This is a genomic window from Hymenobacter artigasi (assembly GCF_012275535.1).
GTDB classification, from domain to species: Bacteria; Bacteroidota; Bacteroidia; order Cytophagales; family Hymenobacteraceae; genus Hymenobacter; species Hymenobacter artigasi.
Genome location: NZ_JAAVTK010000005.1, coordinates 148,372 through 169,800, shown reverse-complemented (window position 1 = coordinate 169,800; position 21,429 = coordinate 148,372). Strand labels below are relative to the sequence as shown.

Here is a 21,429-nt window from a genome sequence, read left to right as displayed (position 1 = left end):
TCTTTCTAATTGAAGAAATTCCACTTCACGCCCAGCTGAAACCGACGCGGATAGCCGGTGTAAAAAGGCGAAGCGTAATAGCCGTTGGAATAAAGCCCCTGGTTAACGTAGGCTACTTTTAGAAATAGCTCAACGGTTTTGATATCGGCCACAAAAAACACGTCGGCAATGGCGTGCGCGCCGATGGTGAAATGGTCCTGCTGGTAGAATTGCTGGCTGCTGGGACTATAATCGTAGCCCCGGAACGCGGACTGATAATAAACCTCAGCCCCAATCTGGTTGAACAGCGCTTTGCCAAAAAGGTAGCTTTCGTAAAACACCCGCGAATTGGTTACCAAGCTGGGAATACGCAGACCTTCAGAGTCATTGTCGCCCTTGGTATAGGTGGCCTGGTTGTCGAAGCCCACGCGGCCCAGCATGGTGCGGTGGCGGGCAAAGGCGATGACCAGATTCCGATTGGTGCCGAGCTGCTGCGGGGCTCCCGTGGTACCGTAATACACCAGATTGGCGATGTTTACGCCGCTCACGCTGGCCTCGAAGCGCTGGCTGGTGAGGAGGCCCAGGCTGGGCAGCTTCAGCTGCAGGCGGCCGGTAAACTGCAGGGTATTGATGTTTTTATCAAACGTGCCATCGACGGCATTGGTGGCGGGGCTGATGTATTTGCCGCTCCAGTGGCTCCAGGCGTAGTGGTTGCCGATGAACTCCTGCTGGGTGAGCGTGGGTGAATAGGAATTTGCCAGCACCTCAGCCGAAAGCGGGCCGGTACGCACATTGCCCCGAAACCAGTATTCGGGGCTGAAATTATCCGAACTCAGGCCACTCAGGGGCAGCAGGTAGACTTCGCCGGCCGTTTCCACGGCGTAAATGGTGCGGTAGTTGAAAGCGGCCGTGCCCCCGACAAAGAATTGGTTGAACAAGCGCGACGGGACGGGCTGGCGCAGCATCAGGTTGGCAGTGGTAGAGCCGGTGAGCAGCGTCTGGCTGACCAGGGAAGCCTCGCGGTCGCGGGCGTAGAGGCGGTATTCGACGGCTTTGGTGCGGCCCAGCACCCCGATGGTGTTTTCGACCTGGCGGTACTCGGCCCGGTCGATAGTGGCGGTGGGGCTGTTGAAGGAGCTGGGGAAAAACGAGCGCTCCAGCGACCCATCGGACGGGCGAACCGTTTCCAGCCCCAAATCGGCAAAGCTGTTGTACTGGCGCTTGGCGTCGAAGGTGTGGTAGACGGTGAGGCCGCGCCCGAGCAGGCGGTAGGTTTGGGTGAGGTAGAGCTCGTCACGGTCCTCGTTGTTGGCGGCCTGGGTGAGCCATACCTGCTGCTCGGCGTAGTTGAAGAGGTCCTGCGGAGTTTTTTCGTCAGGCAGCAGCGGCTTGATACCGCCTTGCTCCAGGGCCCGGTGGCGCACGTTGCTGAAGTTGAATAGCAGGTGGTATCGCTCGTTGTCATTTTGATACCGACCAAAAAACAGCAGGTTGGAATGCTCCACCAGACCATCGCGAGAACCCTTGGCCGCCAGTACTTTATTGGAGGCAATTCGCTCGTAGGCCACGCCCACACTGAAGTTTTTTTTCAGGCTGCGGCTGTAGCTGATTTCGAATACCTGCTCGCCCGCGCCCGACTGCACCACCCGGAAAAACGAATAGGGCGAGCGGGAATCGTAGTACGGCACCGTGCGGGCATCGCGGGCGTATTTATCGAACGCATTGCGCCCGAAGCGGGCCCCCAGCTCAAAGTTAGGCTGATAGAGCAGCGGCCGCGAGGCCGAGCCCACCGTACCCAAATCCTGCTGGAAGGTAGTATCGTGAAACCAGAACCGCGCCTGCGGCCACTTGGTGAGCGTGGTATCGAGCGGCGTGCCGGAAGTGGAATCGCGCAGTACCTCGGCCTCGTAGATGATGCGGGTCGTTTTGGGGCCGTACAGCACCTTGGTCGAGTCATCTACTACCTGGGCCCGCGCACAGGGCGCGGCCAGCAGCAGCAACAGGCAGACAAGGAGCCACAGGCACGACCAGGAGCGTAAAAAAGGAGATTGCAGAGCCTTCAAGGAGGAAACAAAATAGACGGGCGGGCAATATTGCCGCCAGTCAAGTCAATGTAAATCAAGCACCCGCAGCGGGCACGGGCGGCAACAGCTGGCGCAGAACCACGCCACCGCTGCCCAGAAACGCCGCCCGTACCGGAATGGTATAGAGCGGCAGCCCGGCCCGGGCGGCCCGCAATTCGGGAGCCAGCAGGCGCGTGGCGTCCTTTTCCGTCGTAAAAATAGGCCAGCCCGGCTGCCAATGCGCCCGCAGCGCCGCCACATCCTCCGGCGTGAAGGCGTGGTGGTCGGGGAAATTGGCGTGGTGCCGAATGTTATAGCCCTGGTTTTCCAGGTATTCGCGCAGCGGGCCAGGCTGGGCAATACCCGTCAGCAGCAGGGCGGGGCCCGCAGGGGTGGCGGGCAAAACGGTAGCCGAGGCACCTGGCAGCGCCCGGGGCGGGGCGTACTCGTAAGCGGAAAAAAGCACGGGCACACCGGGCCGGCTGTAGCGCCGAATCTGCTGCGCGACGGCCTGCTGGTCAGCGGCTGAAAGGGTGAGCGGGCACTTGGTTACGATGACGACATCGGCCCGGGCGGCCCCGGCGCGGCTTTCGCGCAGACGGCCGGCGGGCAGCACGTAGTCATCATAAAAAGGCCGGGCCAGCTCCGTGAGCAGAATATTGAGCGCCGGGCGCACGGCGCGGTGCTGGTAGGCGTCGTCGAGCACGATGACGGTGGTTTCCGGGTGTTCGCGCAGCAACAGGTGCGCGCCCAGCCGGCGCTCCTCGGCCACGGCCACTACCACGCCGTGGGCCGCAAACTGCTCGAAATACTGCCAGGGCTCGTCGCCCACGGTCGCGGCCGAATCCTGGGGGCCGGCCAGGCGCGGGCCTTTGGTCTGGCGGCCGTAGCCCCGGCTGAGGATGGCCGGGCGGTGGCCCTGGCGCAGCAATTTTTCCACCAGCCAGCTCACGTGCGGCGTTTTGCCAGTGCCGCCCACGCGCAGGTTGCCCACATTGAGCAGCGGCACGGCGAAAGTTTCGGTCCGTTTCCAGCCGATATCGTAGAGCCAGTTGCGCACGGCCAGCACGGCGGCGTAAAGCCAGGAAAACGGCAACAGTAAAAAGATTATAACGGACTGCACGCGCGAACTATTACCGGAGCAAAGGCCCGCAAAAGTACGGCGGTTGCCGGGCCACCCGCACAAATACGCCCCGAAGCGGTTGCCCCCAACCCTTCACCTCACGCTATTTACCATTTCCATGCGCTCGTTCTTCCTGCTTGGCTGCCTGCTGGCCGTGGTCCCGATGGTGCCCGCGTGGGCGCAGGCCCCCGCCGATTCGTTGCCCCGGCAGCTGCCCGCCTCCTCGACTGGGCTAACTGCTTTTGCGGCCGAGCGCACCCGGCTCGACCAGCGGGGGCTGGCGGTATTGGGCGGCTGGGCCGTGGGCAATTTAGTAGTCGGCGGCATTGCTACGAGCCAAACAGAAGGCTCGGCCCACTATTTTCATCAGATGAATATTGGCTGGGGCGCCGTTAACCTGGCCCTGGCGGGCACCGGCTACCTGGCCGCCCGGCGGGCCAGTCGGCAGCCGGCTGCCGACCGCGCCACCAACGTACGCGCCCAGCTGCGCACCGAAAACCTCTACCTGTTCAACGCCGGCCTCGACGTGGCCTACCTGGCCACGGGCGTTTACCTGCTCGAAAAAAGCCGCAATCCCACCGCCTCGGGCTCCCCTGAGCGCTGGCGGGGCTACGGGCAGTCGTTGCTGCTGCAAGGCGGATTCCTGCTTTTGTTCGATGGATTGCAGTTTGCGGCCCACCACCAGCACGGCGCCCGGGCCCTCTACCCGTTGCTGAGTCGAATTAGCATCGGCCCCGACGCGGTAGCCCTGACATGGCCCTTGGGCACCCCGGCGCATCGCACGGCCACTCCAGCTATTCCCTAATAATGCTTCGATAATCTATGCCAAATCTGGCTATTTCCCTTCCGCACCTCCTGCGCACTTTCCCCCTGCCCACGGCCCTGCCGGCGGGGGTAGAAGCCCAAAGCCCGTTCCGCGAGCCGGCCGTATTCGACCTACTGAGCCGGTTTGCCCTTGAATTCTACGCCGAAGCGCCGCCGCGCGTGGCCGTGCTGGGCATCAATCCCGGCCGGCTGGGCATGGGCCGCACCGGCGTCGCCTTCACCGACCCCACGGCCCTGGCCGAATTGTGCGGCATCGAGCACGACCTGCCCCGGCAGCGGCCCGAAACCTCCACCCAATTCGTGTACAAAGTCATTGCGGAAATGGGTGGGCCGGCGGCATTCTATCAGCACTTTTATGTGGGGTCATTATACCCACTGGTGCTGCTGAAAAATGGCCTTAACTACAATTATTACGACTCCCCCGCCCTCACCAAAGCCCTGTGGCCGGATATTCGGCTTTCGCTGCGCCAGCAGGTAGAAGTGTTAGGTTTGCGCCGCGATGTGGCTGTGAGCCTGGGCAAGCGCAACGGCGAATTCTTCAAGCGCCTCAACGCCGAGCTTAATTTGTTCGATGAAATTATCGTGCTCGACCACCCGCGCTACCTCATGCAGTACAAAAGCCGGGATGAGGCCGCGAACGTAGCACACTATGTAGAGATGCTGGGCCGCTGCCTGCCCAACTCATAACGCAACATTTAAAACCCAACCCTCTCCCCAAAGTGCCCACCGTTCAAGACCTTGCCCGCCTGCTGGAAGCCGCCGCGCCCCTCGCCTACCAGGAAAGCTACGACAACGCCGGCCTGCAATGCGGCGACCCGCAGGCCGAAATAACCGGTGTACTGATAACGCTGGATTGCACTCCGGCCATCGTAGCCGAGGCCGTGCGGCGCGGTTGCAACGTGGTGGTGGCCCACCACCCGGTTATTTTCCGGCCCCTCAAGCGCCTCACCGGAGCCAATGAAGTGGAGCAGACCATCATTGCCGCCCTCAAAAACGACGTGGCCATCTACGCCGCCCACACCAACCTCGACAACGTGCGCGGCGGCGTCAACGACAAGCTCGCCGAAAAACTTGGCCTGCTAAAAACCCGCGTACTGGCCCCGCAAAGCGGCACCCTGGCCCGCCTCATTACCTACGTGCCCAACCGGCCCGAGGACCAGCAAACCGACCTGGCCGGCCGCGTGCTGGCCGCCCTTTACGCCGCCGGGGCCGGCCAGGTGGGCCAGTATTCCGACTGCAGCTTCCGCACCGAAGGCACCGGCACCTTCACGCCCGGCACGGGCACGCAGCCCGCCATCGGGACCCAAAACCAGCCCGAAGCCGTGGCCGAATTACGCCTCGAAGTGCTGCTACCGCTGCACCGGCAGGCGGCCGTGCTGCGGGCCTTGCGGGCCGCGCACCCTTATGAAGAGGTTGCCTATGAATTGATTAAGCTCGAAAACGTGCATCAGGAAATAGGCGCGGGCCTGGTGGGCGAGCTGCCCGAGGCGCTGGCCCCGGCCGCGTTCCGGCAGCTGCTGAAGCAGCAGCTGCTGGTGCCCGTGGTGCGCCACACGGCGTTTGAAAAACCAATTAAAACGGTGGCCATCTGCGGGGGAGCGGGCGCGTTTCTCATCGGCGCGGCGCGGGCGGCGGGGGCCGATGCCTACGTGACCGGCGATGTAAAATACCACGAGTTTTTTGGGGCCGAGGGCCAACTGATGCTCTGCGACGTGGGCCATTTTGAGAGCGAACAGTTCACCGGCGAAGTATTCCGGGATTTGCTAACGGCCGGATTTGAACGTACTTTTGCGGTCTTAATCGCTGAAACCCCTACGAACCCCGTTCAATATGACTGCTAAAAGTGCCGCCGTGGCTCCCGCCGACGTTCCCGTAGCCGCCAAGCTCGAAGCCATGCTCACCTTGCAGCACCTCGATTCGCAGCTCGATGAAATCCGGCGCGTGCGGGGCGATTTGCCCGAGGAAGTGAGCGACCTGGAAGACGAAATTGCTGGCTATGAGGTGCGTGTGAAGAAATTCGACGAGGACATTCAGGGCCTGAACGACTTTATCAAGAGCCGCAAGCAAGCCAGCAAGGATGCCGAAACGCTCATCAAAAAGTACGACGAGCAGCAGCAGAACGTGCGCAACAACCGCGAGTTCGAAGCCATTGCCAAGGAAATTGAGCTGCAGCGCCTGGAAATCCAGATTGCCGATAAGAAAATCAAGGAGTCGCAGTACCAGATTGACGTGAAAAACGCTGAAATCAGCGGTACGAAGTCGAAACTGGACGAGCGCCGCAAGGACCTCGACACCAAAAAGAGCGAGCTCGACACCATTATTTCGGAAAACGAAGAGGAAGAGCGCAACATCATGGCCCAGCGCGAGGAAGCTACCAAGCCGGTGGAAGAACGCCTGCTGACGGCTTACACCCGCATTCGCGGCAACGTGCGCAACGGCCTGGCCGTGGTGCTGGTGCGCCGCGACGCCTGCGGTGGCTGCTTCAACACGGTGCCGCCCCAGCGCCAGGCCGACATCATCTCGCACAAGAAAATCATCGTGTGCGAGCACTGCGGCCGGATTCTGGCCGACGTGGAAGCGCGTGTTGCGTAGCTTTCGGTTGCTTTATGAATTGAAAAAAGGAACGGCAGTGCCGTTCCTTTTTTGTTGCCGGGCTTTTGGTATTTGTCGTTTCATGGTTGGTCGTGCTTTCTCCGTTGCTGCGCTTAGCGCCTTCGCTCGTTGCGGGGGGCTGGTATTGGCGTTGGCGACGGGGCCGCTGCTAACCCAGGCAAGCGTGCTGAATCTACCTCACGCCATTGAGGCTTGGCAGCTGGCCGATAACAGCGCACAGCCCGAAACGCAAAGCCAGAAGCCCGAAGCCCTCAGCACCAACAGCCGCCGCGCTTACGCGGAAGTTATGAAGCTGCGCCTCGACGCGGCCCGCGCCCTGCTCCGGCCCGAGCTGGCCAGTGCGCCCACCGCCCCCGCCCCCCTGCTGGTGGCCAACTGTGCCGATTTTGTGGAGCTGCTCATCACCCAGGATGCCAGCCGCTACGATGCGCTGACGGCCACGCAGACAGCCCGCCTCGACGCGCTGGATGATGCGCCGGCCAGCGCGTTGCGCGATTACGCCCGGGCCGAAATCACGCTGCACCTGGGGCTGAGCCAATTGCTATTCAAGCACCTGGTGGTGGGGGGCTACCACCTGCGCAGCGGCTACCACCAGATGCAGGACGTGGTGAAGCACTACCCCAACTTCCTGCCGGCCCGCAAAACGTTGGGTGTTTGCGAGTTTGCAGTGGGCTCGCTGCCCGAGGGCTACCACTGGCTGCTGCGCCTGCTGGGCCTCACGGCTAACTCGGATACGGGCCTGCAACGCCTGGGCCAGGCCGCCGCGCAGCCAAATGATTTCCAGCTCGAAAGCCAGATTTTTCTGGCCCTGATTCGGGAAAGCTACTATAAAAAGCCCGCCGAAGCATTGCACCTAGCCGAGCAGCTCACCACCCAACAGCCCGACAACCTGCTGTTTGCCTACCTGCGCACCAGCGTGGAAAAACGCCAACACCACGGTGCGGCGGCCCTGGCCGCCTATCGCGCCCGGCCCACCGGTCCCGGCTACCTGCCCACTGCCTACCTACACCACATGGCCGCCGACCTGCTGCTTTACCGGGGCGAATACGCGGCTTCGGAGCGCGAAAACCTGGCGTTTCTGCACGAGTTCCGGGGCCAGCACTACCGCAAGGACGCGGCCTTCAAGCTTTACCTGGCCATGTGGCTGAGTGGGCAACCGGCGGCCGCAGCCAAATATCGGGCGCTCATCAATCAGGCCGGCCCGGCCGATGTGGAGGAGGACGTGTACGCCCAGCATTACTACCAAGAGGCCACGGCCCTCAACCCCATCCTCACTAAAGCCCGGCTGCAGTCCGACGGGGGCTACGACCGGGAGGCGCTCAGTACGCTGCGGGCCTTCCACGCCAATCAGGCCACGCTTTGGCGCGACCGCATTGAGGCCCCCTACCGCCGGGCCCGCGCCTACCAGGGCCTGGGCCGGCTCGATTCGGCCTGGTTCTATTTCGAGCAAACCCAGACCGAGGCGGGCCCCAAAGCCCCTTATTACTACGCCCCCCAGGCTGCTCTGCAACAGGGATACATGGCCCAAAGCGTGGGCAACAAGCCCACGGCGCGCCTTTATTTTCAGCGGGCGCTGCGTTACCCCTGGCACGAATACAAAAACAGCACCGATGCCAAAGCCAAACTGGCCCTGCGGGAGTTGAAGTAGCCCGGTCCGACCTTTATCGTCGAAAAATGCCGCATCAACCGTCTTTCTAGCTGTGCCTGCAACCTCTCCCGTAACCATTCCGCTGCACGAGCTGCCCGCCGATTTTCGGGTGCGGGCCCTGTTCTGGGGCGCGGACTTCCCGCACTGCACCTACTTCGAGCCCAATGACCTGGAATATCCGCACGGCGCATTTAAGCGCCTACTGGCGGTGGCCGCTACGGGGAACAGCAGCCCTGATTCGCTGGCTGATTTATCCGGGCCGCTCGCCACGGAGGCCCCGCGCTTTGGGTTCCTGACCTACGATTTAAAAAACGACATTGAAGCCCTGCAGAGCGCGAACTTCGCGGGGTTTGCCTGGCCGCGCCTGCATTTCTTCACGCCGGAAACCTGGCTGGTATGGCGGGCCGATACGCTGGAGATTCACGGGCAAACGGATGGCGTTTTAGACCAGATTCTGGCGCAGCCCGTGCCGCCCGCTGCGGCGCTGGCCGTGCCCGCCCTGCACCCGCGCCTGCCCAAAGCCGATTACCTGCGGGCCGTCGAGGCCATTCGGGAGGATATTCTCAACGGCGAAGTGTACGAGCTGAACCTCTGCCAGGAATTCTACGCCGAGCACGTGACGCTGAGCCCCGTGGCGGTTTTCTGGCAGCTTATGCAGGCATCGCCCGCGCCGTTTGCGGGCTTCGTGCGCTGGCACGAGCATTTCCTGCTCTGCGCCTCCCCCGAGCGGTTTCTGTCGCACCACGATGGCCGGTTGGTTTCCCAGCCCATCAAGGGCACCATCCGGCGCGGGGCCACGCCGACGGCCGATGAGCAGCAGCGCCAGACCCTGCTGCACGACGAGAAAGAGCGGGCCGAAAACCTGATGATTGTGGACCTCGTGCGCAACGACCTCGCCCGCGTGGCCCGCACCGGCACAGTGCGCGTGCCCGAACTCTTCGGCCTCTACCCCTTCCGCCACCTCTGGCAGATGATTTCGACCGTCACCGCCGACCTGCGCCCCGGCACCAGCCTGGCCGAAATCCTCCGCGCCACTTTCCCCATGGGCTCGATGACGGGCGCGCCGAAAATCCGCGCCATGCAACTCATCGAGCACTACGAAAGCAGCCGGCGCGGCCTCTACAGCGGCAGCATCGGCTACGTGGGAGCCGATGGAAGTTTCGATTTCAACGTCGTTATCCGCTCGCTTCAGTACCGGCAGGATACCGGCTACCTCAGCTTCCAGGTCGGCTCCGCCATTACTTACGACTCCGACCCGGAGCGCGAGTATGAGGAGTGCCTGTTGAAAGCCCGGGCTTTACTGGAAGTACTGGGAACGAGTATTGCGTAGGGGCGAGGCTTGCCCCCGCCCGTCGTTGAACGAATCGAACGGGTGTCGTTTAACGACGGGCGGGGACGAGCCCCGCCCCTACATTGTTCTGCCATTCTGTCATTTTAGCTTCGGCCGGCGTATCTTTGTCGTCCGCCGAAAAGCGTTTAGAATATGGCCCAACCCCTGCTAACCCTTGATTTTTTAGATAAAGCCGCCCCCACCGCCGAGGCTACGCCCAGCGGCGAGGTGCGGGTAACGGCCGCCACCCGCACCGGCCGTCAGCGCAAGCTCTACATCGAAAGCTATGGCTGCCAGATGAACTTCTCGGATTCCGAAATCGTGTCGAGCATCTTGTTCGACGAAGGTTTTGACACCACCGACGACCTCGCCAACGCCGACCTCGTGCTGCTCAATACTTGCTCCATCCGCGAGAAGGCCGAGCAGACCGTGCGCATGCGCCTCAAGCAGATAAACGCGCACAAAAAGCGCAAGCCCGGCATGCTGGTGGGCGTACTCGGCTGCATGGCCGAGCGCCTGAAAAGCAAGTTTCTGGAAGAAGACAAAATTGTGGACCTCGTGGTGGGCCCCGATGCCTACCGCGACCTACCCGCCCTCATCAGCCAGGTCGATGGCGGGCAACGGGGCGTGAACGTGCTGCTAAGCCGCGAGGAAACCTACGCCGACATCACGCCCGTGCGCCTGAACAGCAACGGCGTGTCGGCCTTCATCAGCATCATGCGCGGCTGCGACAACATGTGCTCGTTCTGCGTGGTGCCCTTCACCCGGGGCCGCGAGCGCAGCCGCGATGCCCACAGCATCATTCAGGAAGCCAGCGACTTGGTGGCGGCCGGCTACAAGGAAGTGACCCTGCTGGGCCAGAACGTGGACTCCTACAAGTGGGCTTCGGCCGACGGCACCGAGCACGTCAACTTCGCCCAGTTGCTGGAGCGCGTGGCCCTCATCAGCCCCGAGCTGCGGGTGCGCTTCTCCACCTCGCACCCCAAGGACATCACCGACGAAGTGCTGCATACCATGGCACGCCACGAGAACATCTGCAAGTACATCCACCTGCCGGCCCAGAGCGGCAACTCCCGCGTGCTGGCCCTTATGAACCGCACCTACGACCGGCCCTGGTACGAGGCACGGGTGAACCGCATCCGCGAAATTCTGGGCGACGACTGCGCCATCTCGACGGACATGATTGCCGGTTTCTGCTCCGAAACTGAGGAGGAGCACGAGGACACGAAGTCGTTGATGCACTTCGTGCAGTACGACATGGCCTACCAGTTCTTCTATTCGGAGCGCCCCGGTACGCTGGCCGCCCGCAAGCTGGAGGACGATATTCCGCTCGAAACCAAGAAGCGCCGCTTGCAGGAGTTAATTGATGTTCAGCAGGTTTACAGTGCCAAGCGCAATTCCCGCTCCGTGGGCCAGGTACATAGAGTATTGGTTGAGAACTTCTCGAAGCGCTCGAAAGACGACCTGAGCGGCCGCAACAGCCAGAACCAGGTTGTCATTTTTCCGAAAGGCAATTTCAAGAAAGGTGATTACGTGAATGTGCTCGTGCATTCGAGCTCGGCCAGTACGTTGCTGGGTACGGTTGCATGAGCCGGCGCCAGAAGTTTCTGGCGCAACTGCTTTCGGGACAACATGACCAGACGCTGGACTTTAATGCGCTGTTTTTGTTGCTTGAGGCACTGGGTTTCGAAAAAAGAATACGAGGCAGCCACCATTTATTTGGCAAAGCCGGTATCGACGATTTAATCAATATCCAGCCGGCCATCGGCAATGCGGTGAAACCGTATCAAGCCAAACAAGTGCGCTCAATTTTGTTAAAATACCGGGCAGCGCTGAAACTGGACACCATTTAACGCTCTTATTCAACCGCCATGTTCGACCCTCATCATTACCCGGTTGTGCTGTATTGGAGCGCCGAAGACCAGGCTTTCATTGTGGAAGTACCTGACTTGCCGGGCTGCATGGCAGATGGTCCGACGCAGGAAGCGGCACTCGCCAATGTGCTGGTTATCATTCAGGAATGGATGGATTTTGCCCACGAGCTGGGCCGTGAGATTCCAGCCCCGCGCGAACGGCTGCAAATAGCTGCCTAGCAGCCTTTAACCCGACTTTCCTTTGACTACGCAAGAAATTCAATCCATCAAGCTCCGGTTCGGCATCATCGGTAATGCACCGACGCTGAACTACGCCATTCAGGTGGCCGCGCAGGTCGCGCCAACCGATATGACGGTGCTCATTACCGGCGAAAGCGGGTCGGGCAAGGAGTCGTTTTCCAAGATTATCCATGCCCTTTCGCCGCGCAAGCATGGGCAGTTTATTGCCATCAACTGCGGCGCGATTCCGGAGGGCACGATTGACTCCGAGCTGTTTGGCCACGAAAAAGGGTCTTTCACCGGCGCCAATGAGGCCCGCAAGGGCTATTTCGAGGTAACCAACGGCGGCACCATTTTCCTGGACGAAATCGGCGAGATGCCGCTCGGCACCCAGGCCCGCCTGCTGCGCGTGCTGGAGAATGGCGAGTTTATTCGGGTGGGTTCCAGCAAGGTGCAGAAAACCGACGTGCGCGTGGTGGCTGCCACCAACGTGAACCTGCTCGACCGCGTGCAGGCCGGCACCTTCCGCGAAGACCTGTACTACCGCCTCAACACGGTGCCGATTACGGTGCCCCCGCTGCGCGAGCGCGGCGAGGATATCTACCTGCTGTTTCGCAAGTTTGCTTCGGATGCGGCCGAGCGCTACCGCACCCGGCCCATCACGCTGCTGCCCGACGCCGTGCCGGTGCTCACGCGCTTCCGTTTCCCCGGCAACATCCGCCAGCTCAAGAACATCGCCGAGCAGATGTCGGTGCTCGAAACTGAGCGCGATATTGATGCCCGCCGCCTGGCTCCCTACCTGCCGCAGGAGCAGACCAGCCGCCTGCCCATGCTGTTGGGCTCCAGCGCGCCCGACGGTGCGGCCGGCTATTCGGAGCGGGACCTGCTCTACAAAATCCTGTTCGACATGCGCCGCGACATGACGGACCTCAAGAAAATGGTGCTGGAGCTGGCCACCGGCCAGCGCCCCCACGAGGCCCAGGAGCTGCTGCGCCAGAACAGCCACCTCTTCAGCAATAACAATACGGCACCTTCCGGCGCGTTTGACAACCGGGAAGCCGCCGAGTATTTCCTGCCCGCCGCCCCCAACCCGTATAAAAACGAGCCGACGACGAGCTACGACGATGAAACTCCGGTGGAGGATATTTCGCACGAAACCGAGGAGGAAACGCTCTCGCTCGACATCAAGGAACGCGAGATGATTCTCAAGGCGTTGAAGAAGCACAACAACAAGCGCAAATACGCCGCCCACGACCTGGGCATCTCGGAACGCACCCTGTACCGCAAACTCAAGCAATATGACCTGGAGCAAGTTTAAGAATCAGCCACAAGCCACAAGCAGCAAGCGGCAAGCTACCGGCTGGCTTGTGACTTGCGGCTTGTGGCTTGTGGCTTGCTGCTTCCTGACCGGCTGCGGCGCGTACTCGTTCAACGGCACCAACATCGACCCGGCGGTGCGTACCATTTCCATTGCCACTATTCAGAATAACTCGCCCTCGGGGCCGGCCTTTCTGACGCAGCGCTTCACCGAGGATTTGAAGGATTATTTCCAGCGCAATACCAACCTGAAGCTCGTGCCCCGCGACGGCGACCTGCAATTCGACGGCAACATTGTGGCCTACGACTTTGCCCCGGCCTCCATTCAGCAGGTCAACGGCGTGTCGCAGGCCGGCTCGAACCGCCTCACCATTCAGGTCAAAATGCGCTTCACCAACACCAAGGACGACAAGCAGAGCTTCGAGCAGGTATTCCAGAATTTCGACGACTACGCGGCCAACCGCAATATTTCGACCATCAACAACGACCCCACCGCCGTGCGCACCACCACGGATAAAATCATTACCGACATTTTCAATAAGTCGGTAGCTAACTGGTAGTCGGCGAATAAATTGGGGGCTGAAGTAGTGAGGCGGCGGAGAAATTACGTGCTTAATTTTTCGGGAAATATCAATTAGCAGCACCGTAGCAGCCGGGGTATCTGCGTAAATTAGCGTAATGTTGCACCCCCATTTAATGGGTCCGAATACGCTGATTAACGGTTTTGCCGCGAATACCAGTCGTTATTCTCTCACCACTTTAACTGCCTTTTTCATCCGTGACCCGCGCTACGCTCCTGCACGTTCTCGACCGCCCCACTTCCCTGGGTCCGGCCGAAGTGCGCGAGCTTGAGCAGCTGGCCCAGGCATTTCCCTACTGCCAGACGGCGCACCTGCTGCTGGCCAAAGCCGCCCACGACCAGGGCACCATGCTGGCCAGCCAGCGTCTGCGCCGTGCCGCCACCTACGCCGCCGACCGCAGCCTGCTGCGCCGCCTCATCGAGCTGGTAGAGCCCGAGCCCCTCCCCGCCGCTATTGCGACGCCCGAAGCAGCGCCCGCCATTGAATCCCCGGCCGCCGCCGAGCCAGCCCCGGCCGCCGAAGTCGCGCCGGCTATCCTCCCGCAGCCGGTAGCACCAGCTGCCGCCGAAATTGCCGCGCCACCGCTGCCAGCAGTGGTAATAGAAGCAATTGAGGTAATACCCGAACCAGTGGCAGCACCCGCGCCACCGCCAGCACCCGTGGTAATTGAGGTGACGCCCGAACCGGTAGCAGCACCCGCACCACCACTGGCAGCCATTATCCCGGAGGTAATATCCGAACCGGTTGCGACAGCTGCGGAAGCGCAGTCATCAGTTGCAGCTCCCGCCGCTGTCGATGCGGAACACTCGTTAACAATCGCTGCTCCGCTGCCCGCAGCTCCTGCCATTCCGGTAGCTCCGGCAGCTACCATTGAAGTCCTCCCCGCCGTAGTTGCATTTATTGCGCCGGAACCGGTGCCGGTGATTCCGGAAGTGCCGGTGGCGGCGTTGCCAGCAATACCCGAAAGCCCTTCGCTAGGGGCTAAACCGGAAGCATTAATACCGTTGGTGGAGGTAATTCCGGTGGAGCCAGCCTTGGTGGATTTACCTCTATTGGTCGACCTGGAAGAGGCTACCATCATGGTAACCACCTTGGCCGAAACAGTAGAAACGCCCGCCGCGCTGCCCGCCGAAGCACTCAAATTAGCTGAAGCAGCCGACGAGCTGCCGGCCCAGGCCCCCGCCATTCGGCCACCGGTAGAGGTGGGCGAAGCCCGGTTTGAGTTTGGTTTGGCTGATGCGTCACCGGTCATCGCGCCTACCTATCAGCTACCGGGCCTGGTTGACGAATGGGCGGCCTCGGCCGTTACCCGCAGCCTGATTAGCTCTACTGCGTTGCCCTTGGCGGCACTGGTTCCGGCCGCGCCTGTGTTCACCCCGGCCGCCTTCACCGGCGACGCCATGGTGGGCTACGCTTTCGGAGAAAGTAGCCGCCTGGGACTGTCCATGCAGCTACTCGACTTGCTGATTGCCAAGGCCGAAGCCGCCGAAACCTCCACCGCCGTGGTCGCGGCCGCCCAGCCGCCGGCCGTGCCGCTTCCGCCCACCGGTACCTTCTTCGAGCCCGACCCGCTGCTGCTAGACCACTGGGCCACGCACTGCCCGGTACCGCCGGAGCTGCCCAATAAGGCCGACCTCATCAATAACTTCCTCAAGCGCCAGCCGCGCCTCACGCGGCCCGGCATGCTGCCGCCCGCGCCCGGCGGCCAGCCCGACCTGAGCGTGCGCAGCACCCGCGCCGAACCCGACCTGGTTTCCGAAAATCTGGCTCGCATCTTCGTGCGGCAGGGCAAAACGGCCCGGGCCATTGAGATTTATGAAAAGCTCATGGTGAAGCAGCCGGAAAAAATGGCGTACTTTGCAGCCCAGATTCAATCATTGCAACCTTCAGCGTAATTTGCTTTTTCAGCTTTTTTACCCCTCATGTACACTGCTCTAATCATCCTCATTCTCTTGGTGTGTTTCCTGCTGGCCCTCGTGGTACTGGCCCAAAACCCCAAAGGGGGTGGAATTTCCAGCCAGTTTAGCGCCGGCGGCGCGGCCAGCATGATGGGCGTGAAACGCACCGGCGACCTGCTCGAAAAACTCACCTGGGGCTTCGCTATTGGCTTGGTAGTGCTGTCGCTCGGCTCGCACATGCTCACCTCCACCGGCGGTGGCCCGGTGCGCAGCGTGAACCAGCAGCGCGCTCTGGAAACCAAGCTGCCGGCTCCTACGGCTCCGAGTGCTCCGGCCCCCGCTGCCCCCGATGCTACCGCGCCGGCTACTACCCCCGACGCTACTGCACCGGCTACTGCTCCCGCTGGCACCACCACGCCAGCGCCGGCCAACACGCCCGCTCAGTAGTCGCGGCTCCCATTCTGAACCTGCAAAAGCCGGTGCTTCTCTAGCGAGAGGCACCGGCTTTTTTGTTGAGCGCAACACCGGGCCGATGCGGTCGTATTGCGCGGCAGGACCAGCCACTGGCACCGGCACATCCGCCACTTCTGCCACGTTTCATTGATAAAACTTGCCCATTTTGTCAGGTTTGTGGCGCTGGCACGGGAAATGAGACAGGGCCGGGCACCTAGTATTTCAACTTAATCCAACCCAAACACACCCAAAATGGCACTTAGCATGAAACCGCTGGCCGACCGCGTAATTGTTCGCGCCGCCGCCGCCGAGGAGAAAACCAAATCCGGCATCATCATCCCCGATACGGCCAAGGAGAAGCCCCAGCGTGGCGAAGTAGTGGCCGTGGGCGAAGGCAAAACCGCTGACAGCGGCACCATCATCAAGCCCCAGGTAAAAGTGGGCGACCAGGTGCTCTACGGTAAGTACGCCGGCACCGAAATCACCGTTGACGGTGAGGACCTGCTCATCATGCGCGAGTCGGACATTTTCGCGGTGCTCTAGGCCCGCCGAAAATCCCTAATTCTTAATTATTAATTCTTAATTCCCTCCAGCAGTGGCTAAGAACATCCAATTCGACACCGAAGGCCGCGCCCGCTTGCAGGCCGGTGTGAACAAACTGGCGAACGCCGTGAAAGTGACCCTCGGCCCCAAAGGCCGCAACGTCATTATCGACAAGAAATTCGGCGCGCCCACCATCACCAAGGACGGTGTGACCGTAGCCAAGGAAATTGAGCTGCGTGACCCGATTGAGAACATGGGCGCTCAGCTCGTGAAAGAAGTGGCATCGAAAACGGCCGACCAGGCTGGCGACGGCACCACTACGGCTACGGTTTTGGCCCAGGCCATCTACACCGCCGGTTCGAAAAACGTGGCCGCCGGAGCTAATCCGATGGACCTGAAGCGCGGCATCGACAAGGCGGTTATCGCCGTAGTTGCCAACCTGAAGTCGCAGTCGAAGAAAATCGAGAACAACTCGGAAATCGCCCAGGTGGGTACGATTTCGGCCAACAACGACGCGGAAATCGGCAAAATGATTGCCGATGCCATGGACAAAGTGGGTAAGGAAGGCGTTATCACCGTGGAAGAAGCCCGTGGCACCGAAACCGAAGTGAAGACGGTGGAAGGCATGCAGTTTGACCGCGGCTACCTGTCGCCCTACTTCGTGACCAACCCCGAGAAAATGGAGGTTGAGTTCGAGTCGCCCTACGTCCTCATCTACGACAAGAAGGTGAGCACGATGAAGGAGCTGCTGCCCGTATTGGAGCAGGTTCTCCAGACCGGCAAGCCCTTGGTTATCATCTCCGAAGATGTTGACGGTGAGGCCCTTGCTACGCTCGTAGTAAACAAGCTGCGTGGCTCGCTGAAAATCGCGGCCGTGAAGGCTCCCGGCTTCGGCGACCGCCGCAAGGCCATGCTGGAAGACATTGCTACCCTCACGGGTGGTACCGTTATCAGCGAAGAGCAGGGCTACAAGCTCGAAAACGCTACCCTGGAATACCTCGGTACGGCTGAGAAAATCATCATCGACAAGGACAACACGACCATCGTGAACGGCAAGGGCTCGAAAGAGGCCATCACCAGCCGCATCAGCCAGATAAAGGCCCAGATGGAAACCACCACGTCGGACTACGACAAGGAGAAACTGCAGGAGCGCCTCGCTAAGTTGAGCGGTGGTGTAGCTATTCTCTACATCGGCGCTTCGACTGAAGTGGAGATGAAAGAGAAGAAAGACCGTGTGGACGATGCCCTGCACGCCACCCGCGCCGCCGTTGAGGAAGGCGTGGTACCCGGCGGTGGCGTAGCCCTGGTGCGCGCCATCGAGGCCCTGGCCGCCGTGGATACCCACAATGCTGACGAGCGTACCGGTGTAAACATCATCCGCACCGCTTTGGAAGCTCCCCTCCGTACCATCGTGGCCAATGCTGGTGGCGAAGGCTCGGTAGTGGTGCAGAAAGTGCGCGAAGGCAAAGCCGACTTCGGCTACAACGCCCGCGAGGACCGTTACGAGAACCTGGTGGCCGCTGGTATCATCGACCCCACCAAGGTAACCCGTCTGGCCCTCGAAAACGCTGCTTCCATCGCCGGCCTGCTGCTGACGACCGAAGCCGTGATTTCGGACGAGCCCGAGCCCAAGGATGCTGGCCATAGCCACGGCGACGGCGGCATGGGCGGTATGGGTGGCATGGGCGGCATGATGTAATCTTGCATTAGCTCCCAGCTTTTAGCCCTTAGCTATTAGCTTGAAAAGTCCCGCTGGCACTGCCAGCGGGACTTTTTTTGTGTAATTGTCCCGTCCGCCGCTAGTGCTGCGTCAAGGGAATTAGACAACAAAATAAAGGGCTTGGAGTTGGGAGCCCATGGCCCGACCAATTACTCCCTTTGCCCTACCGGCTGCTGACCAAGCCGCCCTCGAAAAATTTACGCGCACCGGTCGTCGACCCGTGCGGGCCGTGCGCCGCGCGCAGGCGCTGCTGGCCCTGGCCACCGGTATCGGCCAACAAGCCGCCGGTCAAGCCGTTGGGCTCAGCCGTCAGGCCGTCAGCAAGGTGCGCCGCCGCTATGAAGAAGCCGGCTGGAAAGCCGCCCTGACCGAGGCCCCGCGCAGCGGCGGTCCGCTGCACGTGGACGACCCGCAGCGCGCGGCCGTGACGGCGCTGGCCTGCACGCCGGCCCCGGTGGGGTACAGCCGTTGGACGCTGCGCCTACTGGCCGATAAAGCCGTGGAATTGGCGCTGGTGGACACGATTTCGCACGAGACGGTGCGCCAGGTGCTCAAAAAAACGAACTGCAGCCCCACCGCCAGCAGCACGGGTGCCTGGGGGCGATGAACGCCGCCTTCGTGGCCCGGCTGGAGGACGTGCTGGCCGTCTACGAGCAGCCCCATGACCCGCGCTTTCCCGTCGTCTGCTTCGATGAGCGCCCCTGCGTGCTCCACGGCCAGCCCGTCGAGCCCCTGCCCCCGGTGCCGGCCCAGCCGGCCACGGACGAGCAACCGGCCAAAGCCGGGCGGCCCCGGCGCGAGAGCAGCACCTACGTGCGCCAAGGCACGGCCTGTTTGCTGGCGGCCTTCGAGCCGGGCACGGGCCAGCGCCTGGTCGAGGTCTCGGCCCGCCGCACCGGGGCCGATTACTGCCGCTTCCTGCAGCGACTAGCCGCTCACTACCCGCAGGCCACGAAAATCGTGCTCGTGCAGGACAACCTCAACACCCACACCGACGCCGTCTTCTACCAGCACCTGCCCGCCGCGCAGGCCCGTGCCCTAGCCGCCCGCTTCGAGGTACACTACACGCCCAAAAATGCTTCCTGGCTCAACATGGTCGAGCTCGAACTCTCGGCCATCGCCCGCCAGTGCCTGCACCAGCGCATCCCCACCCTGGACGAGCTTACGGCCCACGTCGCCGCTTGCGTGGCCGAGCGGAATGCGGCCCGGGCCACGGTCAAATGGCAATTCACCCTGGAAAAAGCCCGCACCAAACTCGACCGACATTACCAGAAAATTAGGGTAACTAACTCCCCTGACTAAGCACTAGCCGTAGTTTAGCGCGAAGCGCGTAACTACGCGCCGATGATAAGGTGAGTCTGTGACTCACAACGCAAGGGCCACCAGGCATAGGCACATAATGCTGGCGGTTGCCAAACCAACGGCGAGTTGCAAACTCGCCTTACCCAAGGCCAGCAGTTACGCGCTTCGCGCTAAACTGCGGCCAGCGGACTGCGGCCAGCGGAACACCACACGAAAAAGCCTCCGATGCAACTGCATCGGAGGCTTTTTCAGGAGCTAAAAAAAGACGCTGCCTTACGCCTGCGCGACGGGCGCGGGGTAGTTGCGGGCATCCATCATCTTGGCCAGCTTGCCGCTGATGAGGAACAGGATGAGGGCAGCGGCGGCGGCCGAAACCACGAACACCATAAAGAAATCATAGAGGCTGGTGATGTGGTAGCCGAGAATTACCGGGGCGGGGGCCGTCGATTTGGGGTCGGGGTAGAGGCTGCTCATGTAGCCGGCCAGGTAGTTGGCGGCGGCGTTGGCGAGGAACCACACGGCCATTAGCAGGGAGGCGAATTTGGCGGGAGCCAGCTTATTTACCAACGAGAGGCCAATGGGCGACAGGCAAAGCTCGCCCACGGAGTGCAGAAAATAGAGCGCCACCAGGAAGAACATGCTCACCTTCACGCCGGGCTGCAGGTCGTGCACGCCGAAGCACATCACCAGGTAGCCAGCGGCCAGAAAGGCCAGGCCGATGGCCATTTTGAGGGGGGATGGCGGCTCGGCTCCGCGGCGGCCCAGGGCCGTCCAGACCATGGCCATGAGCGGCGCGCCCACCACCACGAAGATGGCGTTGAGGTTCTGGAAGATACTGGCTGGCAGCGTGAAGCCGAAGATGGTGCGGTTCATCTGCTCATCGGCGAAGAAGGTGAGCGAAGCCGGAGCCTGCTCGAACGCCGCCCAGAAGAACACCACGAAGAACGACACGATGAAAATCACCATGATGCCTTTGATATCAGCCCCGCTCAGGGATTTATCGCTGAAAATCATAAAAGCAATGCCGATGACTGCAATGCCCAGCAGTGGGGCAATGACGGAAAGCTTGTTGGAGTCGAGCCACAGAATGCCCAGGATAATGGCCAACAGCACCGGCAGCAGGGCATACACACCCATGATGCCACCCGAAATGGCGGGCGTTTCGCCCACCTGCACGCCTTCCGGCGTGTGCAGGTACTTGTCTTTGCCCCAGTTGAAAACCACCGTGCCCAGCAGCATGGCAATGCCGCAGGCCAGGAAAGCCCAGCGGAAATCGGCGGGATTGCCGGTGTCGCCGATGAGGCTGGTGATGGTGTTGCCGATGAAAGAGCCCAGGTTGATGCCCATGTAGAAGATGGTGTAGGCCGCGTCCTTGCGCTTGTCGGCCGGGCTATAGAGGGAGCCCACCATGCTCGAAATATTGGGCTTAAAGAAGCCGTTGCCCACAATCATCACGCCCAGGCCGAGGTACAACATCCAGTGGCTGAAGGCGTGGGTGCTTTCGGGACCGTAGTTTGAGGCCGAGAAGAAGAGCGTGAACTGGCCCAGGGCCATCAGCAGGCCGCCGGTGAGGATGGAACGCCGGTTGCCCCAGTAGCGGTCCGAAATGAAGCCACCGATGAGCGGCGTGAGGTAGACGAGACTGGTATAGCCGCCGTAGAATTTGGACGCGAAGGCCTTGTCCATCATCATGGCCTTGGTGAGGAACAGCACCAGCACGGCGCGCATGCCATAGTAGCTGAATCGCTCCCACATTTCGGTGGCGAACAGCAGGTATAGGCCGCGCGGGTGGCTCGTGGATTCCGCAGATTGCTCTAGGGGAGCAGAAGTGGTTTGCATTGAAGGAAACTAGGGGTGAGAAATAAAAGGAAAGCGGTTGAAAAGTGGTCCGCTGCGCAAGCGCTGCAATACGGGCACGGTAAATCTAGGAAAGTTTCGGCA

20 protein-coding genes are annotated in these 21,429 nt (G+C 61.4%); 17 read left to right on the top strand and 3 right to left on the bottom strand.

The window, feature by feature from the left end:
* Nucleotides 1-5: 5 nt before the first annotated feature.
* Nucleotides 6-2,042, bottom strand: coding sequence for a putative porin (locus HBN54_RS10620; protein ID WP_168673167.1), 2,037 nt, complete (start codon nt 2,040-2,042; stop codon nt 6-8).
* Nucleotides 2,043-2,097: 55 nt separating this feature from the next.
* Entirely contained in the window at nt 2,098-3,138 is a 1,041-nt protein-coding gene (gene lpxK / locus HBN54_RS10615) for a tetraacyldisaccharide 4'-kinase (RefSeq protein ID WP_235955480.1), read from the bottom strand.
* Between the two features lie 145 nt (nt 3,139-3,283).
* On the opposite strand from lpxK, the gene HBN54_RS10610 reads away from it, so the two are divergent.
* The 17 genes from HBN54_RS10610 (at nt 3,284) to HBN54_RS10530 (ending at nt 19,488) form a co-directional block, all read left to right on the top strand.
* On the top strand, nt 3,284-3,970 hold the full coding sequence (locus tag HBN54_RS10610; RefSeq protein WP_168673166.1) for a DUF6992 family protein: 687 nt from the start codon (nt 3,284-3,286) through the stop codon (nt 3,968-3,970).
* Between the two features lie 17 nt (nt 3,971-3,987).
* Nucleotides 3,988-4,677, top strand: a complete 690-nt coding sequence (locus tag HBN54_RS10605) for a uracil-DNA glycosylase family protein (protein WP_168673165.1) — start codon at nt 3,988-3,990, stop codon at nt 4,675-4,677.
* Nucleotides 4,678-4,709: 32 nt separating this feature from the next.
* Nucleotides 4,710-5,831: a Nif3-like dinuclear metal center hexameric protein gene (locus tag HBN54_RS10600; RefSeq protein ID WP_168673164.1), complete on the top strand. Its 1,122-nt coding sequence runs from the start codon at nt 4,710-4,712 to the stop codon at nt 5,829-5,831.
* Nucleotides 5,821-6,582 (top strand): zinc ribbon domain-containing protein, encoded by a 762-nt coding sequence (locus tag HBN54_RS10595; protein WP_168673163.1) that lies wholly within the window; start codon nt 5,821-5,823, stop codon nt 6,580-6,582. Before HBN54_RS10600 ends, HBN54_RS10595 begins: the two co-directional genes overlap by 11 nt.
* 184 nt (nt 6,583-6,766) lie before the next feature.
* The gene (locus HBN54_RS10590) at nt 6,767-8,251 is read left to right on the top strand and encodes a DUF3808 domain-containing protein (protein ID WP_168673162.1); all 1,485 of its coding nucleotides are present in this window, start codon (nt 6,767-6,769) and stop codon (nt 8,249-8,251) included.
* 52 nt (nt 8,252-8,303) lie between these two features.
* The gene (pabB, locus tag HBN54_RS10585; protein ID WP_168673161.1) at nt 8,304-9,581 is read left to right on the top strand and encodes an aminodeoxychorismate synthase component I; all 1,278 of its coding nucleotides are present in this window, start codon (nt 8,304-8,306) and stop codon (nt 9,579-9,581) included.
* A 153-nt stretch (nt 9,582-9,734) separates the two neighbouring features.
* Entirely contained in the window at nt 9,735-11,171 is a 1,437-nt protein-coding gene (gene miaB, locus HBN54_RS10580; RefSeq protein WP_168673160.1) for a tRNA (N6-isopentenyl adenosine(37)-C2)-methylthiotransferase MiaB, read from the top strand.
* Nucleotides 11,168-11,434 (top strand): type II toxin-antitoxin system HicA family toxin, encoded by a 267-nt coding sequence (locus HBN54_RS10575; protein ID WP_168673159.1) that lies wholly within the window; start codon nt 11,168-11,170, stop codon nt 11,432-11,434. The genes miaB and HBN54_RS10575 overlap by 4 nt, the downstream gene beginning before the upstream one ends.
* 18 nt (nt 11,435-11,452) lie before the next feature.
* Complete coding sequence (locus HBN54_RS10570; protein ID WP_168673158.1) at nt 11,453-11,674, top strand: type II toxin-antitoxin system HicB family antitoxin; 222 nt, start codon at nt 11,453-11,455, stop codon at nt 11,672-11,674.
* A 22-nt stretch (nt 11,675-11,696) separates the two neighbouring features.
* Nucleotides 11,697-12,992, top strand: a complete 1,296-nt coding sequence (locus HBN54_RS10565; protein ID WP_168673157.1) for a sigma-54 interaction domain-containing protein — start codon at nt 11,697-11,699, stop codon at nt 12,990-12,992.
* A 70-nt stretch (nt 12,993-13,062) separates the two neighbouring features.
* Nucleotides 13,063-13,551 (top strand): LptE family protein, encoded by a 489-nt coding sequence (locus tag HBN54_RS10560; protein WP_317170206.1) that lies wholly within the window; start codon nt 13,063-13,065, stop codon nt 13,549-13,551.
* Nucleotides 13,552-13,769: 218 nt separating this feature from the next.
* Nucleotides 13,770-15,467, top strand: a complete 1,698-nt coding sequence (locus tag HBN54_RS10555) for a hypothetical protein (RefSeq protein WP_168673027.1) — start codon at nt 13,770-13,772, stop codon at nt 15,465-15,467.
* A gap of 27 nt (nt 15,468-15,494) precedes the next feature.
* Entirely contained in the window at nt 15,495-15,917 is a 423-nt protein-coding gene (secG, locus tag HBN54_RS10550; RefSeq protein ID WP_168673155.1) for a preprotein translocase subunit SecG, read from the top strand.
* A gap of 258 nt (nt 15,918-16,175) precedes the next feature.
* On the top strand, nt 16,176-16,466 hold the full coding sequence (gene groES, locus HBN54_RS10545; protein ID WP_168673154.1) for a co-chaperone GroES: 291 nt from the start codon (nt 16,176-16,178) through the stop codon (nt 16,464-16,466).
* A 52-nt stretch (nt 16,467-16,518) separates the two neighbouring features.
* On the top strand, nt 16,519-18,165 hold the full coding sequence (gene groL / locus HBN54_RS10540; protein ID WP_168673153.1) for a chaperonin GroEL: 1,647 nt from the start codon (nt 16,519-16,521) through the stop codon (nt 18,163-18,165).
* Between the two features lie 157 nt (nt 18,166-18,322).
* On the top strand, nt 18,323-18,793 hold the full coding sequence (locus HBN54_RS10535) for a helix-turn-helix domain-containing protein (protein WP_168673152.1): 471 nt from the start codon (nt 18,323-18,325) through the stop codon (nt 18,791-18,793).
* Nucleotides 18,790-19,488: an IS630 family transposase gene (locus HBN54_RS10530; RefSeq protein ID WP_235955479.1), complete on the top strand. Its 699-nt coding sequence runs from the start codon at nt 18,790-18,792 to the stop codon at nt 19,486-19,488. Before HBN54_RS10535 ends, HBN54_RS10530 begins: the two co-directional genes overlap by 4 nt.
* Nucleotides 19,489-19,761: 273 nt before the next feature.
* Here the strand turns inward: HBN54_RS10530 and HBN54_RS10525 are convergent, their stop codons facing one another.
* Nucleotides 19,762-21,327 (bottom strand): peptide MFS transporter, encoded by a 1,566-nt coding sequence (locus HBN54_RS10525; RefSeq protein WP_168673151.1) that lies wholly within the window; start codon nt 21,325-21,327, stop codon nt 19,762-19,764.
* Nucleotides 21,328-21,429: the final 102 nt, after the last annotated feature.